The organism is candidate division WOR-3 bacterium (assembly GCA_039802005.1).
Classification (GTDB): domain Bacteria; phylum Hydrothermota; class Tepidihabitantia; order SM23-42; family JAOAFX01; genus JAOAFX01.
On the sequence record JBDRVV010000004.1, the window covers coordinates 69,885 to 87,109 of the forward strand.

Consider the following 17,225-nt stretch of genomic DNA (forward strand, 5'->3'; position numbering starts at 1 on the left):
AAATTTGCTATTGGTTAATGGGCATGACTGCCGGTATGGTCTTTGGACATTGTCATCTGCGTTAAAATTAAAATTTGGCTATTGTTTGGAGTTTGGTGCTTGGGGTTTGGAATTTAACAATTTTTTGGGGCTTGGTTGATTTGCTCATAGTTTTATCACTGATATTATTATCTTTTCTTTAAGATTGTCAGCACAAATAAAATAAATCCCTGGAGGAACTTCATTTGCGTTTTCATCGTTACCATCCCAGATAAAATCCACAATTCCTGATTTTTTTGGTGCTAATTTTTTTAATAATCTTCCGTTAATATCATAAATTTTTATATCAGACAGATCCAAATGTTCTGAAGGAGCAAATTTGATATATAGTTTTTCCCTGAATGGCGAGGGGAATGTTCTTATCTTGATGGGAGATATAGCTTTTTTGCACAATTCCTTAACTCCCACCGGGTCAGTATATGTCTTAACGAGATAAGCATTATTATCACCAGCACCATAGGAATTGGTTATGCCAGCAATTATGTATCCATTGTCCGATGTTTTTTTTACTGAATAAGCACAATCTGTGCCTGTACCACCGTAAAGAAACATCCAGAGATTCAACCCAGAAGTATCTGTTCTTACCACATACATTTCATAACTGAAGTTACCGCCAATTACATAATTATTTTGACCCACTTCCTGAACTGAGAATGCAGTATCGTTATTCAAACTTCCCTGAAACCTACTCCAAATTAATGTTCCACGCTGGTTATATCTCAAAAGACACCATTCATATCCAAGCAGTGTAAAATATCCAGTTCCACAAACAATATATCCAGAATCTTGAGTCTGTTGAACACAGAATCCCTTTTCATCAAGGTAAGAACCATAGAGCCCTGTCCATTCAATGTCTCCCAGCGAATCTATTTTTACAGTGTAAACATCGCTACCACCATTACCATAAGAGTATGTTTCGCCCGTTATAATACAGCCATCATCAAATGTGCTGTTCACACAATATGCGTAATCATCCAAATTCCCGCCATAGGTCTTAAACCAGATAATATTACCGGTCGAGTCTATTTTTATCAAAAAGACATCGTTATTGCCTGCGCCTGATGAATTTGTTGTTCCACAAATGAGGTATTTATTGTCATAAGTTTTAACAATTGAATAACCAGATTCTTCAAGTGAGTCTCCATAGGTTTCTGTCCAGATTGAGTCACCATATTCATTTATTTTGATTAAGAATATATCGCCCATGCCCTGAGTGAATGAATATGTAGTCCCAAGAATCAAATAATTATTATTATCGGTCGGACAGATTGCATAACCATAATCGTCCTGTGAACCACCGAAAGTTTTTGTCCAAATCGGATAACCCAATGAATCAACTTTAAAAACATAAACATCATATCCACCATTGCCAAAAGAATTTGTTGAGCCCACTGCAATAAATCCTTTATCTGAACATTCTATAACGGCACGGGCATAATCATCATTGTCACCCCCGTAAATCCTGCCCCATTTAATCTCAGGACTTTGCATTATGAAGATGTTAAGAAAAATAAAAAACATACCATTTATATTTTATTAATTGCCAATTGTTTGTCAATTTCCCCCTTGACAGGTTTCAGTTTTTGATTATAATAGGTTATGCTTTCGAATAGAAGACCATTTTGGTCGAAAAATCTAAAGGTGGATTCAATGGCGGTTTCTAAGAAGGCAATGCGGGATGCAATAGTGGATGCTGCCCGCTATATCTTTGCAAGATTTGGATATCGCAAGGCAACGATTGATTCAATTGCCCGTGCTGCACGCAAGGGCAAAAGTTCGGTTTATTATTATTTCAAAAATAAAGAAGAAATTTTTCTGGCGGTTATTGAAAAAGAAGCAAATGCAGTTAAATCCGAGATAAAAAATGCCCTTGCCTCAGCAACCGACCCGCGTGAGAAACTTACAATCTATGTCCTTACAAGAATGCGGGTATTCCATCGCATTGCGCGTTTTTATAGTTCATTCCGCGAGGAATATTTAAAAGAGTATGATTTTATCCAGCGTTTTCGTGAAAATTATGACCGATACGAAACAAAACTCATTCTTGATATTCTGCGGGAAGGAATCAAAAAAAATATCTTTTCAATTCCGGACCCAGCACTGGCAGCCGGATATTTTGTAACCGCTCTTAAAGGATTTGAATATCTCTGGGGAACCGAAGAAGATATTGACAAACTTGAGAAAAAGACCGAGGCAATGCTGGAAATGCTTTATCGGGGCATTCTGAAAAGATGACAAAAATTTTTTTAGTAATTTTCGACCAAAAAACTAAAATGGTCAAAAATTCTGTAAAGGAGAACATAAATGAAAAGAATTGCATCATTCATTGTTAATAAACAAGCAATTATTCTTTTTGTAATCACTGTATTGAGTTTTCTGTTCGCATTCTTTTTAAGGAAAATTGTAATAAATTCGGATTTGAGCAGTTATTTACCGAAGACTGACCCGGCGGTTAAACTTCTTGATTATATCGGTGAAAAGTACCGCGGAAATAGTCTCGCTATTGTTATAATAAAATCGGATGATGTTTTTAAACTTGAAACCATAAAAGCCATTGACTATCTCACCCGTCAATTCCGTCAGATTGATGGTGTCACTTATGTAACGAGTTTAACCAATATCCTTGATATTAAAAAAACCGAAGAAGGATTGGAGATTGGTAAATTGATTGATGAAGATAATATTCCTAATCAGGAGGTCTTATACAAAATTAAAGAATATGCACTACGTAAAGAAATTTATCGCAATAAATTGATTTCTGAAGATAGCAAGACGACTCTTATCATCTGTCGTATTGATGGGGACAAATCAAAGGTGGCAAAGACGATTGAAAGGGTCACGAAAAATGCAGACTTGCAAAATATTAAAACCTATTTTGCCGGTTTGCCTTTCCAGTTGAATGCGGTAAACGATATGATAATAAAAGATATAAAAATTCTTTTGCCATTTGTGGCACTGGTGATTTTGTTAATTCTCTATTTGAGTTTTGGTTCATTGCTTCATGTTGTATTGCCTTTGATCTCGGTTGGTCTGAGTGCCCTGTGGACTATAGGACTTATGGCATTATTAAAAATCCCTCTCACCATTATCACCAATATCATACCTGCGATCCTTATGGCAGTTGGTAGCGCCTACGCGATCCATATAATTTGTAAATTTATGGAAGAAAAAGACGAAAATGTTCAAATACGAGCGAAAAATTCTTTATCCAAGGTAATTATTCCAGTGTTTCTTGCAGCCCTCACGACCATTATAGGTTTCACATCTTTTATCTTTGGGTCTTATCTTATTATGATACAACAGTTTGGAGTTTTCACATCTTTAGGCATTATTTTTGCATTTTTGCTCAGTATAACTATAATACCAATAATCCTTGGGAATAGCAAGAATTTGAAATTGAATCAGCGGCAAAATTTGAATTTTTTAAATCGGATAATGGAACACACTGGATATTGGATTCTTCGCCATAAAGACATTGTCTGGATAGTGGGAGCAGTTATTGGAATAGGATTTTTGTTCGGTACTTCTTTAATAAAAACAAAGGTGGATTTTCTTGATTATTTTAAAGAGAAAAGTTCCATTCGGATCACCGAAAAGATAATGGAAGAAAGTTTCGGCGGTTCAGTCCCCATACAGATTCTAATAAAAGGAGATTTACAGGACCCCGAAGTCCTCCTGGCAATGAAAGATTTTCACAATTTTCTTGATACACTCAAAGGCGTATATCACCCACAATCCATAATTGATTTGATTGAAGAAATGAATGATGCAATGGGCGAAGGGAAAAAAATCCCTGATACAAAAGAAAAAATCAACAATCTCTACTTTCTTCTTGAAGGTGAAGAAACGATTGAACAACTCATTAACGATGATAAGACTGAAGGCATTATCCAGGCAATGACCGCGGGTGCATATAATGAAGAAAGCGAATTAATAATTAAAAAAATTCGGGACTACATTAAATCCAAGAATAACGGTCTCTATAACTTTGAATTCACTGGCTCTGCAGTCGTTTACCAGCATCTGAACCAGAGTCTATTAAAAAGTCAGTTAATCAGTCTTATCATTGCAATTGTTGCGATATTTATCTGTTTGCTCTTTCTCACCCACTCGCTCTCTGCAAGTCTTTTAGGACTAGTGCCGATCTTTTTCGGATTATCTATTCTCTTTGGAACAATGGGATTTTTAAAGATTCCGCTTGATGTTGCAACTGTGCTTTTAGGAAGTATCTGCGTGGGAATAGGTATTGATTACTCAATACATTTTCTCAACCGTTATTCTTACGAGCGTAAGCAAAATAATCCTGAAAAGGCATTGCTTACTTCAATAAAATATACTGGTAGCGCAATTGTAGTAAATGTATTCACGGTAATGTTAGGCTTTTTAGTTTTAATCTTTTCTAATCTTGTACCGGTGATAAGATTCGGTATCTTGCTGGGAATAACAATGCTAAGCACTGGTTTGGGCGCAACCGTTCTTTTGCCCGCAGTTATTTTAAAAACAAAAGAAAACAAAACAAGGAGAACAAAATGAAAAAATACATAAAAATAACCAGCATATTCTTTGTTCTGCTGGCTGCAACTCAAACAATAGCGGCTGAGGAATCTTTGAATGCCAATGGGGTTTTAAAGAAAGTTGATGAAGTCCTCATGGCACCCAAAGACCTTTCAGCACTGATGAAAATAAATATCATAAATAAAAATGGTGATGTGAAAAATCGGGAAGTCCAGATGTACCAGAAAGGTGATAATAAAAGGTTGGTAAAGGTCTTGGCACCTGCAGATCAGAAAGGAATTGGATTTCTTTCTTTACCCGATGATGTGATCTATGTCTATCTTCCTGCCTATAAAAAGACCAGACGCATCGCCGCCCATGTGAAAAATCAGAAATTTGTGGGCACAGATTTCACCTACGAAGACCTTGAGGCTAAGAAATATTCTGAGAAGTGGCAACCAGAAGGTTTAAAGAATGATGGGGTATTTTACTTACTTGAGCTCAGTCCCAAACCTGGTCATATCTCCGAATATGCGCGGGTAAATCTGTATGTGCGAAAGGATGATTACTTTCCAGTGAAATCCGAATTTTTCAACAAAAAAGGCGAGATGATAAAAAAAATGGAAATCCTGAAAACAGAAATAATAAAAGGATATATCATACCCAAGAACTATCTTATGCAGGACATACGCAGTGGCAATAGAACCGAAATGGTAATGGAAGAGATAAAGGTTGATACCGGCTTAAAAGATGATATCTTCACGGAGCGAAATCTTGCCCAGTAAAAAAATTATCCTCTCCTTTACCCCCCGAAACAAGCCTATCCTGGCGCCACGCCAGGATTCGGGACAGGTTCTCTCCCACAGGCGGAGAGATTAACTGAGAAATCCAAGGAGGTCAAAATGAAATTACAAAAAATAAATAAAATAATTATAATATTTTTTGCATTAAACCTTGTCTTCGGTCTTGATTGGTCTGGATATTTTTCCACAGACCATAGATTTCTGATAAAAGAATACGCACCACTGTCTTTTGAAGAATACAGACTAACTCTAAATCCCCAGCAGAGCATCTATGATAATATCAAATTCTCCAGCGAAATCTGGCTTCGTTCATCCGGTCTGCCCGAAATAGAAAATCTTGATGACCTTTTTACAAAGGACAGGATTACACCATTTGAAATTGATATTCGCGAGGCATACATTGATATTCTAAAATTTCCTGTGGAAAATATTGATATGCGGATTGGACGACAGCGGATTGCCTGGGGAACTGCAGACAAGATAAATCCCACCGATAACCTGAATCCCCTTGACCTTGAAGATATCTGGGATTTTGGCAGACATCTTGGGTCAAACGGAATTAAGATTGAAGGCTATATTAAAGATTTTAACCTCTCTTATATCTTTATTCCGCGATTCACACCGGCATTATTACCGCAGAATGCATTATACACAAATTATTCTAATATCACACTTCCACCGGGTATCAATCCTGCACAAATTACTAACTCAATTTCTATGCCCGATTACAATATAAAGAATTCAATACAAGGATTGCGGGTAAAAAAGAATCTCTTTAACTTTGACTTCTCAATGAGTTATGTCTATGGAAGAGATGGCATTCCAATCTTAAAAAATACCACAATTATCCCAGTGGATATGCTCGGTAATGTTAATATCTACAACGAACTTGCCTTTCCTAAAATGCAGATATTTGGCATGGATTTTGCCGGTGCAATTGGTGATATTGGAATATGGGCAGAAGGCGCATTATTCTTGCCCGAGAGTATTCATTACGAGATTGATTTATCACAACTGGGAATGGGTGTGCTGGATTCTTTGATTCTTGATAAAAAACCATATGCGAAATTCGTGCTCGGTAGTGATTATACATTCAAAAATGGCATTTATATTAACCTGCAGTATGTTCATGGATTTTTCCAAGAGCGTGGCAAAGAAATTGAAGATTACATATTACTCGGTTTGGAATGGAAATTATTTGAAGATAAATTGAAACTGATGCCGCTGGCTGGTGGCTTTGAAATTAAGGATTTTTCTGATTTCAAGAACAATTATGCATTTGTTTATGCCCCTGAAATTTCTTATAAACCAGTTGAAAACTGTGAGCTAATTCTTGGGGCGCGGGTGATTGATGGAAAAGAGATAACAAACTTTGGCAGATTGAAACAGAATGACGAGTTTGTATTGAAGGCAAGATACAGCTTCTAATTAGCTAGACAGTTAAGGGTAAATATTTATCTTATTTACGGAAATGTAGGGCAAGCCTGTAAAGGTTCGCCCTTGCTTTAATGTAGTAAATTATTCAATTTTTACCAGTTTCTTGGTAATTATGTGACTATCCTTTTTCAATTGAACAAAATAGACACCGGGGACTGTTAGCGATGAGACTTTCTGCCCATCTATGCGGTAGATTGACAATTGTGCATCCGCAGGATGATAAATTATTTTTGACTGTTTAGTAAATGGATTTGAAAATAATAATTGCAAATCAGATTGGACTGGTTTGTTTTTCGCAAATTCTTCGACTCCGATTTGATTCAGACACCGTGAGAAATAGATATCGGGATTAGTTTGCCCATTGCGACAATCACACCAGAGTGCAGCAATATACTGACTTCCTGCAGTACAAGCAGTGTAGTCACCAATAAATGTATTGGCGTATGCCACGGTATCCGACACCCTTTGATTGACACTCCAGGTAGTTCCATAATTTGTTGAGTATGCATAGTACTGACCAATCCAGTATCTACTCCGGCCTCTGGTATCATGCCAGACAACATGGAGATTGTCATTCGGGTCAACTGCAATCCAAGGATAGAATTGCAAGGTAGTATCACCCGCAGGTGTATCATTTATCTTGACCGGTGTTGACCAGTTAACACCCTGGTCTGTTGAACGCGAAAAACTAACATCCAGTTGATTACTACCCCAGCGTGAATCAGCAAAGACAACATATAAACGTGTTCTATCCCTGCTCGTCGCAAATGAAGGTATATTGTTTAGACGATAAGGTGTAGTAGGAGGACTCCAAGGGCAGGTTATAATCGTTTGCTGTCCGAGCCAGGTAGCACCTAAATTAGTTGATCTGTTCAAACGGATGTCCTGCATTCCCCAGCCAACGAATAAATTCTGCCCGGTCCCACGGAAAGCCATAGTTCCGTTACCTCCAGAGCCAATTGAAACCGCGGTAGACCAGGTCTGTCCGTAATCAGTAGAATATTTGAATCTCAATGCCCCGGTTCCACCATAATCATACCAAGTCAAAAACATATAATTCCCATCAACTGTTGCCCAGGGTTTATCATCAAGGGTATTGGGTGTGTTTGGTGTTAAACAAAGCGATGTTCCCCAAGTCTTACCCCAATCACGGGATTTAGTCAGAAAAATATCACCGGTATAGTTTGATGCATTGTAGGATAGCCAGACATAACAGATATGCCCTGAATCATTTACCACAATGCAAGGATCGCAATCCCCAGGATAGGTTGGTTCATACATTAAAGTCTCAGCCCAAGTTGTGCCGCTATTGGTAGAACGGGCAAAACCCACATGATATGTACCCGTGCGATTATCATTCCAACCCCCGCAGAATAATGTATCCTGATAGTTTGCCATGGTCGTTTCATTTTGATTGCCTGTGCCCGGGTCCTGGCTTACCTTTATATTCGGTATCCATGGTGGATTTGCAAAGGCCGCTCCGCATAATAAAAGCAAAATAATGGATCTCATTTTTCCTCCCGGGTTGATAAGATTGCATTGATTTTATCAATTAATTCTTTTTCCAGGTTTCCATTTGATTGTGCACTACGCCAGTGGGGCGGAATTAATAGTAATGCTGAGGGTGTTCCAAATCGTTCAAACCCTGCATTAATTTCAATTTTGGTATTTTCAGCATCAATTGAATTTAGTCTTATGAATATCTGTACTCTTGCTTGGGTCCAGCCGGGATTATCGTCTGGGAATTCTTCGACGATATACTGCGAAAGAGATTTGATATTAAATTCGGTAATTGCGGTAACAATATTGTTCTCATCTTTATAATCTATTTCATATCCCGACTCAGTGATAACTTTTTGCAAAGTATTGGTTACTTCTGGTAGCGGGCAGTTTAATATTGTATCATACGAGAAAAGACAAAGCAAGAAAAATGACATAACACCTCCTTACTCATAAATTGTAGTTAAATATCAAAAAAAGTCAATAATTAATATTCATAAAAAATACCCTTGACCTTGCCATTTAGATAATTATAATTTTATACAATGTCCAGAATTATTTATACACTTGGTACGGGCACTCGCGGTATAAAAAATTTTTTCAAGATAATTAAGAACAAAAATATTGACATAATAGTTGATGTGAGAAGATTCCCCACCAGTAAATTTGAAGAATTTAAAAAGAAACATCTTGAGCGGATTTGTAACGAAGAAGGCATTGTATATTTATACTTCGGCAACGAACTTGGCGGATTTCGTAAAGGTGGATATGAGGGATATATGAAAACAGATGAATTTACAAGAGGCATTGATGAAATAGTTAAGATCTCATATGATAAAACCATCTGTATCATCTGCGCTGAAACGCTACCCTGGAAATGCCATAGAAGATTTATTGCAAAAAAATTGATGGAGATAGGTTATGAGGTTATCCATATAATTGATGAGAAACATAGCTGGCAGCAAAAATTCTTACATTCTTCCTTGAAAAGAGAGGGTGAATAATTATATGATACGAATCGGTTGTTGTGGATTTCCTGTTGCAAGAGAAAGATACTACAAGAAATTTTCAGTTGTTGAAGTCCAATCAACATTCTATGATTTTGTCAACCCTAAGACCTTAGAAAAATGGCGTGCTGAAGCACCAAAAGATTTTGAATTCGTCTTGAAGGCATTTCAATTTATAACACATTCTGCAAATTCACCTACTTATAAGCGCGCGAGACACACAGAAAATCTGAAATTAGAAAACCTGGGCAATTTCAAGCCGACAAAGGATGTCCTTGAATGTTTTAAGGTACTTACCGAATATGCCGAAATTCTTAAGACAAGGGTTATAATCTTTCAATCACCGCCCAGTTTTGAACCGAGAAAAGAGAATATAAAAAATATGGAAAAATTCTTTGATAAAATTGACCGAGGAAATTTGCTCTTTGGCTGGGAATCAAGGGGAAAATGGCAACCAAATGAAATCAAAAATATTTGTGAAAAACTTGATTTGGTTGATGTGGTTGATCCGTTCTTAAGAGAATCAACTTATGGCAAAATCTTTTATTATCGGCTACACGGTGGGAAGGACTACAAACACAAATTCACTGATGAAGAATTAAAAAATCTGGCAAAAAAAACAAAAAACAGGGATGGCTACGTGATGTTCAATAATATTTCAATGTTTGAAGATGCACATAGATTTTTTGAGATAAGGAGGTGATTTATGTTCTGTCCAATATGTAAGGCAGAATACAGACCGGGCATAACCGGATGTGTAGATTGTAATGTGGAACTTGTTGATAAATTACCCGAAGAAAAGGTCGATAAAAATAATAAACAAGATAAAGAAAAAATTAATTATGAGGAGGTCTGGATAAGTTTCAATCCTGCCGAAGTTATGTTTGTAAAATCCATTTTGGCAGAAACTGAAATGGAATACTATTTTATTGGTGAAAATTTTCAGGTCGTCCAACCACTCGTTGAACCAATAAGATTAATGGTGAGAAAAGACTATGTTGTAAAAGTAAAAGAAATTCTTAAGGAGATTGCTTTCACTCCTAAATCAGAAGAAACAGATTGATTTTTTAGAGATGGTTCTGATTACTATTGCATAATGTAGTGACAGAGTTTACTCTGCACAATTCTATTGACTTACTAATATTTTTTTTTACAATCTAATCACTATGCGGACCGGGATTGCAGATTTACCATTGCATTATGGCAGGGCACCGAGATGGCTTTTTGAAAAAATGGTCAAACTCTCAAGGGCAATCATAGAAGTAATTGTTGCCGAATACGGACCAGACGAATTTTTAAAACGCATTTCTGATCCTTACTGGTTTCAGGCATTCGGCTCGGTCTTGGGATTTGACTGGCATTCATCAGGTGTTACTACAACTGTCTGTGGTGCAATGAAAGAAGGAACAAAGGATATTGCCTTTGCACTCGGCTTATTCTTTTGTGGCGGTAAAGGTGGCACATCAAGAAAGACACCAAAGGAGATTGAGAAGATTGCTGAAAAAATTGGCAAAGACCCAAAGAATTTGATATACGCTTCAAAACTCTCCGCAAAGATTGATAATACCTGTGTCCAGGATGGGTATAATTTGTATCATCATATGTTTATTTTCACGAAAGATTTAAATTGGGCAGTTATCCAGCAGGGGATGAATGTAGTTCCCCTAACCCTTACCCCCGCATCAAATACGGAGCAGGCCTTCTCCCGCTGGGGGCGAGGAAATATAAAAAAAGGAACTGCACGTCGGTACCACTGGCTTTCTTTAAAATTAAATTCCTTTGTCTGTGAACCGCATAATGCAGTATGCTGCGATATGACTCAACCCTGCCTTAATATGGTCGCAGAAGAGAGCGAAGAATCAAGAAGAATTGTGACTGAAATTTCAAAAGAGAAACCAGAAAAGATTCTAAAAGAGACTGAAACAATTTTGAAGATGCCCACCAGGCATCCGGTATTAAAAATTGATATAAATCCCAAATATTTTTACAAAGTATTACTAAAGACATACGAATCTTCACCAAAAGATTTTGAAAACCTTCTCCAGGTTGAAGGCATAGGTCCTAAGACCTTGCGGGCACTTGCCCTAATCGGTGAATTGATATATGGTGCAAAACCCTCGTTTCGCGACCCGGCACGATATTCATTTGCCCATGGCGGGAAGGACGGATTTCCTTATCCGGTTGACCGCGAAACATATAACCAATCAATCAGTTTTCTTGAATCGGCGATAACACATGCAAAAATTGGTGAAACCGAACGGTTGAAAGCACTCCGAAAGTTAAAATTCATTTATTAGCTTAGACAAGTTAACCTGAATCCTTATTGCTTTCCCTTTTCTGGAAATTTTAAGTTCTCATACTAAATGTCAATATGCGCTTCTTTTTCCGCAATCTATTATAGCACGTATTAGCCCATATATAAGTTCCAATCCCCCTCTTTCCCCCTTTCGTAAAGGGGGATAATGGGGGATTATTGAATGAGAAACCAAAACTTCTGATAGTTAAGAAAAAATTCAGGAACGATCTCTTCATATTGAAAAATGTGGAGAGGATAGTCAGCAAGTTAACCTGTTGACTTTTTTAATTAAATTTATATAATTTGTGGTGAAAGTTTCAACCAAATTAACTTTAATAATCATTCTTGCAACACTAATATTTTTTTATTGTCGCAGATTTCCCGAAAGTGTAGGTAAGGCAAGAGATGTAGTAATTGTTGCCTCTGAATCAGATACCACACTGATTAATACAAATCTTCAAATTTATCATTATGTCCCCCAGCGTGAACCATATTTTATTTTTGTCTATGCATCTGACACAATGCTAAAAAATGTAAAACAATTCCATTCGCTCTTCTTATATGGTTCGTTAAAAGAGCAATTCATATATGAATTGCTGAATGAAGAAGCCCGTGAGGCGACAAAAAAAGATACATTCAATCTTTTCAAAGTTAACAACCTCTGGGCAAAAAATCAAACCGTTTTGATACTTGCTGTATCTGAAAATCAATATATCAAGCAGGGGATCATTAAATATCAGAAAATGATTAAAAAAATTCTTGAAGAGGCGTATTACCAGAAAGTAAAGTCATCATTTTATGAAAAAAATATGGATAAGAATATTCAAAATCAGTTAATTAAATTTGGGTGGTCAATGGATGTGCCTGTTGGCTGGATGATTGATTCTACATATAAGAGCGAAAATTTTATCTATGTCCATACCCATTATCCTGACCGTAGCGTATTTCTGTATAAAGAGAAAAGCACATTTTTAAGTGATTCATTTGCAATCGAGAAAAGAAATGAACTCACAAAAAAATTTTATAATGGGGATTATGTTTTCAAAGAGCTGACAACAGTTGAACCAATTGAATTTCAAGATATGAAAGGATTGAGGATAAAAGGCGTCTGGCAGAATGATTCGCTTGTAGCGGGTGGACCTTTTATTTCCTATTTTCTGACCAAAAATGATTCGTTATATGCTATTGATGGAATGCTATTTCTACCCGGTGAGCGGAAAACTGATTATATAATGGGACTCGAGGTAATGATGAATTCAGCAAAAAGAGTAGGGTATGCAAAATAATTCACTTGACAATCTTTATTATTTGATTAAAATATAGTGTTGGAGGCATAAATGGCCGAACAAGATTTTACTGAAATTGCCCGATTGGCAGAACGATATAACAAGGACCCTAAATCACGGATTTTTGTGCAACTTGCTGATGCCTATAGGAAAAATAATATGGTTGATGAGGCTTTAGAGGTTCTGAAGCAAGGTCTTCAGCATCATCCGCAGTATCCGCTTGCCTATCTAATTTTAGGTAAGTGCTATTTTGATAAAAGGATGTATGGTCAGGCGAGGGAGGCATTGGAAAAAACTATTGAATTTGACCCAGTTAATATAGTGGCGCTGCGGATGCTCGCCCAGGTATGCGAAAATTTAAAAGATGAAGCCTGCCAGATAAAAGCCTATAAAGGAATTGTCTCAATTGACCCGAGCGATGAATTGGCAAAAAACAAACTTACTCAACTTGAGGCAGGGCAGAGAAAGGGAGAGATCTACACACTAACTCTTGCCCAGGAATACGAGAAACAAGGCAACCTGGAAGAGGCATTAAAAGTTTATGAACACTTAAGTTTTATGGACCCTACAGACCTCGCTATTAAACATAAGGTAAACGAGTTGAAAAATAAAATTTCTGGGGTTGTTCAGGAAATAAAAAAGGACGAAGAAACAAAAGTTGCTGAAATGAAATTAGAGAGTTATTTTCAGCCCGAAGATATCGCTACTACACCCGAGGTAGAAATGCCACAAGTCCCTGAACCCCAATTAGGGGAACATATCATTGATCTTGATAAAACACCTCCCCCGGTGATAGAAGAAATAAAACCAGTGATTACGCAAGAACAACCTGTCATAGAAGAAGCAAAACCTGAACCTGTTATTGAAAAGAAAGAAATGGAAAAAATAGAAGACACCGAAGAAGTCCTCTCACTTGAGGAATTCCTTGCTGAACCGGTTGAACAGGTGCCCGAAACAAAACCCGCACCGGTCATTGAAGAAGAAATCCACCCCGATATCTCAGTTAAAGAACCTGAAAAAACACCAGTTAGTGAAACGTTCGGTGAGCAATTTAAAATAGAAGAACCTGAGACGCCGTTAGTGGAAAAACCAAGTAAAGCTGAAACAGAAGAGACTCAATCAATCCAGGATTTACTTATAAGTCCGGTTGAACAGGAAATAAAACAAGAACCCGAACCAGTAAGAGAAATAGTAATTGAAAGGCCCCCGGAAAAAATTGAAGAACCGAAAGAACCTTTAAAAACGGCGGAAGAAAAACCCGTTGAATCACAACCAACCCAATCCGAAGAAGAAAAGAAAAAAGAGGAACCCCCCAAACCAAAAGAAGAAGATTTCAAATCGTTCCAGGATTGGCTTTCAAGCCTTTTGAAATAAAATTATGAATATCAAAAAGATAAAAGAACTCGTAAAAATATTAGAAGAAAGTCCCCTTACCGAGATTGAACTAACAGACTTTTGGGGTAGAAAACTTAAGTTATCAAAGGCTGATGGTACTCGGAAAGGGAAATTTATTGAAACAAGTGTAGTTGTTCCAGAAACAAAAGAACAACCTACTCCATTAGTATCTACAACAAAAGAACCCGAGAAAAAAGAGATACAAAAAAAGAATCTTGTAGCAATCCGTTCACCGATTGTCGGAACATTTTATCGTGCACCCGCTCCTGATGCACCCCCTTATGTTGAGGTTGGCGATATAGTTAAACCCGGTCAGGTCGTCTGCATAGTTGAAGCGATGAAACTGATGAATGAGATTGAATCTGATGTTGCAGGAAAGATTGTGCAGATACTAGTCAAGAACGAAGAACCAGTTGAATATAATCAGGAATTATTTCTGGTTGAACCACTATGAACTGGTTAAATGGTTATTGGTTGAAATTAAATAATTAAAAAGAGAAAAATATGGAGCTTAAAACTTTACTTGAAAAAATGATGAAAGTAAATGCCTCAGACCTTCACCTTAAGGCTGGGGCACCCCCGGTTTTTAGAATTGATGGTAGACTTGTGATAGAAAAGTCTGAGTCTTTAACTCCGGAAGTTCTAAAGACAATGGCATATCAGATAATGACCCCTTCCCAGCAACAGACCTTTGAAAGAATGAAAGAGATGGATTTTGCAATTGGGGTTCGTGGTGTAGGGCGCTTTCGTGTCAATATATTCTTACAGCGTGGTAGCATTGCGATTGCAATGCGGGCGATACCGATGTCGGTAAAAAGGATCGATGAATTAAATCTACCACCAATCCTAAAAGAAATTTCTCTAAAACCCAGGGGGTTGATTCTTGTCACCGGGACAACCGGCAGTGGCAAATCAACAACCCTCGCGGCAATGATAGAACACATAAACGAAAATATATCAAAACACATCATAACAATTGAAGACCCGATTGAATATCTATTCCGCGATAATCTTTCAGTGATCAATCAGCGTGAAGTTTTGATGGATACCATATCATTTTCTATTGCACTTCGCCATATCTTGCGTCAGGATCCTGATGTTATATTAATCGGGGAAATCAGAGACCGAGAAACTATGGATGTGGCACTGAAGGCTGCGGATACCGGACATCTGGTTATGTCTACACTCCACACATTGAATGCAACCGAAACAATCAACCGTATCATATCGTTTTATCCACCACACCAGCATCAGCACATAAGAGTTTTACTTGCTGCCACCCTTGTTGGAGTAGTATCTTTGAGGCTATTACCGAGGGCGGATGGTAAAGGGAGAATTCCTGCCGTTGAAATTCTTGTGGCGACACCAACCATTAAAGAATATCTACTCGATCCAGTAAAAACATTATTGATACAGTCGGTGATTGAAGAAGGCTATGGACAATACGGTATGCAGACATTTGATCAATCTATATTCCGCCTCTACAAGGATGGACTGATATCTTATGATGATGCAATTCAAGCAGTCTCCAACCCCGATGAATTCAAACTGAGGCTTGTTGGTATTGAAGCCACTGCAGAACGTGGCTGGGGTTCTTTTGAGAAAAAGTAGTGGGATTTGAAAAACTCCTTGTCGCCAATCGTGGCGAAATCGCCATAAGGATAATTCGTGCGGCAAAAGAACTCAATTTAAAAACTGTAGCGATATATTCAGAAGCCGATGCTGATGCACTCCATACGCGTCTGGCAGATGAAGCTGTTTGTATAGGTCCGGCACCAGCGCGAGACAGTTATCTCAATATAACAAGAATCATCAGTGCTGCAGAAATAACCGGGGCAAGGGCAATACATCCCGGCTACGGATTTCTCGCTGAAAATGCAGAATTCGCTGAAATATGTGAATCCTGCGGGATTACATTCATAGGTCCTAAACCCGAGCACATTAGGGCAATGGGTGATAAGATAAGGGCTAAAGAAACATTTGCGAAATTCGGCGCCTCGGGAATTCCAGGCAGCGACGGAGAGGTTGAAAATATTCGTGATGGGAAGAAGATTGCCTCAAGGATAGGATACCCCATAATTCTGAAGGCTGCGGCCGGTGGGGGCGGGAAGGGAATGAGAATAGTCAGAGATGAAAATGAAATGGAATCCGGATTTAGAATCGCCCAGGCCGAGGCAAAAGCAGCGTTTGGCGACCCAAGGCTATATATTGAAAAATACATTGAAAGACCAAGGCATATTGAAGTTCAAATTCTTGGAGATACCAAAGGCAATGTTGTCGCTTTGGGAGAAAGGGAATGTTCAATCCAGAGACGGCATCAGAAGTTAGTTGAAGAATCACCCTCAGCAGCGGTTGATGACAATTTGAGAAAAGCATTAATGGAAACTGCGGTAAAGGCTGCCGTTGGAATTGGTTATCAATCAGCAGGCACGATTGAATTTCTTATGGACGAAAATAAAAATTTTTACTTTATGGAAATGAATACGAGGATACAGGTTGAACATCCGGTTACAGAAATGGTTACTGGAATTGACATATTAAAAGAACAGATAAAGATTGCCCTTGGAGAAACAATTTCTTTCAGACAAGATGATGTTAAATTAAGAGGAAGTGCCATTGAATGCAGGATAAATGCGGAAGACCCGAAAAGGAATTTTGCGCCCTCACCCGGAAAAATAACATTCTTCCATATCCCTCAGGGAATTGGCGTTCGTTTTGATACACATATTTTCGCTGGTTATACTATACCCCCACATTATGATTCATTGATTGGAAAGCTCATCTGCCATGGGAATTCAAGGAAAGAAGCGATTGCCCGGATGAAGCGGGCACTCGAAGAACTTGTAATAGAAGGAATTTCTACAACAATTCCATTTCATATTGAAGTTATGAATAACGAAAAATTTATTGAGGGTGATATTTCAACTAAATTCATTGAAGAAAATTTTGGGCTTAAGTAATAGTAAAT

Annotated in this window: 16 protein-coding genes; 13 read left to right on the forward strand and 3 right to left on the reverse strand. The window is 37.8% G+C overall.

The genetic code is table 11. From position 1 onward, the window contains the following. Window positions 1-144: 144 nt before the first annotated feature. Window positions 145-1,560 (reverse strand): FlgD immunoglobulin-like domain containing protein, encoded by a 1,416-nt coding sequence (locus ABIL69_02350; protein ID MEO0122827.1) that lies wholly within the window; start codon window positions 1,558-1,560, stop codon window positions 145-147. A gap of 78 nt (window positions 1,561-1,638) precedes the next feature. Here ABIL69_02350 and ABIL69_02355 point away from each other — a divergent pair, with 78 nt between their 5' ends. The 4 genes from ABIL69_02355 to ABIL69_02370 all read left to right on the forward strand — a co-directional run bounded on the left by ABIL69_02355 (window position 1,639) and on the right by ABIL69_02370 (window position 6,764). Further along, window positions 1,639-2,274 carry a TetR/AcrR family transcriptional regulator gene (locus ABIL69_02355; protein MEO0122828.1) on the forward strand — a complete coding sequence of 212 codons (636 nt, stop codon included), beginning with the start codon at window positions 1,639-1,641 and terminating at the stop codon, window positions 2,272-2,274. Between the two features lie 69 nt (window positions 2,275-2,343). Continuing rightward, the gene (locus ABIL69_02360; protein MEO0122829.1) at window positions 2,344-4,572 is read left to right on the forward strand and encodes an MMPL family transporter; all 2,229 of its coding nucleotides are present in this window, start codon (window positions 2,344-2,346) and stop codon (window positions 4,570-4,572) included. Then, window positions 4,569-5,318 (forward strand): outer membrane lipoprotein-sorting protein, encoded by a 750-nt coding sequence (locus ABIL69_02365; GenBank protein MEO0122830.1) that lies wholly within the window; start codon window positions 4,569-4,571, stop codon window positions 5,316-5,318. The genes ABIL69_02360 and ABIL69_02365 overlap by 4 nt, the downstream gene beginning before the upstream one ends. A gap of 117 nt (window positions 5,319-5,435) precedes the next feature. Continuing rightward, complete coding sequence (locus ABIL69_02370; protein MEO0122831.1) at window positions 5,436-6,764, forward strand: hypothetical protein; 1,329 nt, start codon at window positions 5,436-5,438, stop codon at window positions 6,762-6,764. 90 nt (window positions 6,765-6,854) lie between these two features. Here the strand turns inward: ABIL69_02370 and ABIL69_02375 are convergent, their stop codons facing one another. Both ABIL69_02375 and ABIL69_02380 read right to left on the reverse strand, forming a co-directional pair. After that, window positions 6,855-8,285, reverse strand: coding sequence for a hypothetical protein (locus ABIL69_02375; GenBank protein MEO0122832.1), 1,431 nt, complete (start codon window positions 8,283-8,285; stop codon window positions 6,855-6,857). Further along, entirely contained in the window at window positions 8,282-8,710 is a 429-nt protein-coding gene (locus tag ABIL69_02380) for a hypothetical protein (protein MEO0122833.1), read from the reverse strand. Before ABIL69_02380 ends, ABIL69_02375 begins: the two co-directional genes overlap by 4 nt. Window positions 8,711-8,818: 108 nt before the next feature. On the opposite strand from ABIL69_02380, the gene ABIL69_02385 reads away from it, so the two are divergent. The 9 genes from ABIL69_02385 to accC all read left to right on the forward strand — a co-directional run bounded on the left by ABIL69_02385 (window position 8,819) and on the right by accC (window position 17,217). Further along, a complete protein-coding gene (locus tag ABIL69_02385; GenBank protein ID MEO0122834.1) occupies window positions 8,819-9,277 on the forward strand; it encodes a DUF488 domain-containing protein in 459 nt (152 codons plus the stop codon). A gap of 4 nt (window positions 9,278-9,281) precedes the next feature. Next, the gene (locus tag ABIL69_02390; GenBank protein MEO0122835.1) at window positions 9,282-9,983 is read left to right on the forward strand and encodes a DUF72 domain-containing protein; all 702 of its coding nucleotides are present in this window, start codon (window positions 9,282-9,284) and stop codon (window positions 9,981-9,983) included. 3 nt (window positions 9,984-9,986) lie between these two features. Next, entirely contained in the window at window positions 9,987-10,343 is a 357-nt protein-coding gene (locus ABIL69_02395) for a hypothetical protein (protein MEO0122836.1), read from the forward strand. Window positions 10,344-10,446: 103 nt separating this feature from the next. Continuing rightward, the gene (locus ABIL69_02400) at window positions 10,447-11,577 is read left to right on the forward strand and encodes a DUF763 domain-containing protein (GenBank protein MEO0122837.1); all 1,131 of its coding nucleotides are present in this window, start codon (window positions 10,447-10,449) and stop codon (window positions 11,575-11,577) included. 307 nt (window positions 11,578-11,884) lie between these two features. Beyond that, window positions 11,885-12,862, forward strand: coding sequence for a DUF4837 family protein (locus ABIL69_02405; GenBank protein MEO0122838.1), 978 nt, complete (start codon window positions 11,885-11,887; stop codon window positions 12,860-12,862). 51 nt (window positions 12,863-12,913) lie between these two features. Next, window positions 12,914-14,236: a tetratricopeptide repeat protein gene (locus ABIL69_02410; protein ID MEO0122839.1), complete on the forward strand. Its 1,323-nt coding sequence runs from the start codon at window positions 12,914-12,916 to the stop codon at window positions 14,234-14,236. A 4-nt stretch (window positions 14,237-14,240) separates the two neighbouring features. Continuing rightward, complete coding sequence (gene accB / locus ABIL69_02415; protein MEO0122840.1) at window positions 14,241-14,711, forward strand: acetyl-CoA carboxylase biotin carboxyl carrier protein; 471 nt, start codon at window positions 14,241-14,243, stop codon at window positions 14,709-14,711. Between the two features lie 50 nt (window positions 14,712-14,761). Beyond that, window positions 14,762-15,868 carry a PilT/PilU family type 4a pilus ATPase gene (locus ABIL69_02420; GenBank protein MEO0122841.1) on the forward strand — a complete coding sequence of 369 codons (1,107 nt, stop codon included), beginning with the start codon at window positions 14,762-14,764 and terminating at the stop codon, window positions 15,866-15,868. Then, complete coding sequence (gene accC, locus ABIL69_02425; protein ID MEO0122842.1) at window positions 15,868-17,217, forward strand: acetyl-CoA carboxylase biotin carboxylase subunit; 1,350 nt, start codon at window positions 15,868-15,870, stop codon at window positions 17,215-17,217. The genes ABIL69_02420 and accC overlap by 1 nt, the downstream gene beginning before the upstream one ends. Window positions 17,218-17,225 lie beyond the last annotated feature (8 nt).

Bases quoted from the DNA above. Each gene is read 5' to 3' on its own strand.
- ABIL69_02350 (MEO0122827.1), bottom strand. From the start codon at position 1,560: ATGTTTTTTATTTTTCTTAACATCTTCATAATGCAAAGTCCTGAGATT.
- ABIL69_02355 (MEO0122828.1), top strand. From the start codon at position 1,639: ATGCTTTCGAATAGAAGACCATTTTGGTCGAAAAATCTAAAGGTGGAT.
- ABIL69_02360 (MEO0122829.1), top strand. From the start codon at position 2,344: ATGAAAAGAATTGCATCATTCATTGTTAATAAACAAGCAATTATTCTT.
- ABIL69_02365 (MEO0122830.1), top strand. From the start codon at position 4,569: ATGAAAAAATACATAAAAATAACCAGCATATTCTTTGTTCTGCTGGCT.
- ABIL69_02370 (MEO0122831.1), top strand. From the start codon at position 5,436: ATGAAATTACAAAAAATAAATAAAATAATTATAATATTTTTTGCATTA.
- ABIL69_02375 (MEO0122832.1), bottom strand. From the start codon at position 8,285: ATGAGATCCATTATTTTGCTTTTATTATGCGGAGCGGCCTTTGCAAAT.
- ABIL69_02380 (MEO0122833.1), bottom strand. From the start codon at position 8,710: ATGTCATTTTTCTTGCTTTGTCTTTTCTCGTATGATACAATATTAAAC.
- ABIL69_02385 (MEO0122834.1), top strand. From the start codon at position 8,819: ATGTCCAGAATTATTTATACACTTGGTACGGGCACTCGCGGTATAAAA.
- ABIL69_02390 (MEO0122835.1), top strand. From the start codon at position 9,282: ATGATACGAATCGGTTGTTGTGGATTTCCTGTTGCAAGAGAAAGATAC.
- ABIL69_02395 (MEO0122836.1), top strand. From the start codon at position 9,987: ATGTTCTGTCCAATATGTAAGGCAGAATACAGACCGGGCATAACCGGA.
- ABIL69_02400 (MEO0122837.1), top strand. From the start codon at position 10,447: ATGCGGACCGGGATTGCAGATTTACCATTGCATTATGGCAGGGCACCG.
- ABIL69_02410 (MEO0122839.1), top strand. From the start codon at position 12,914: ATGGCCGAACAAGATTTTACTGAAATTGCCCGATTGGCAGAACGATAT.
- accB (MEO0122840.1), top strand. From the start codon at position 14,241: ATGAATATCAAAAAGATAAAAGAACTCGTAAAAATATTAGAAGAAAGT.
- ABIL69_02420 (MEO0122841.1), top strand. From the start codon at position 14,762: ATGGAGCTTAAAACTTTACTTGAAAAAATGATGAAAGTAAATGCCTCA.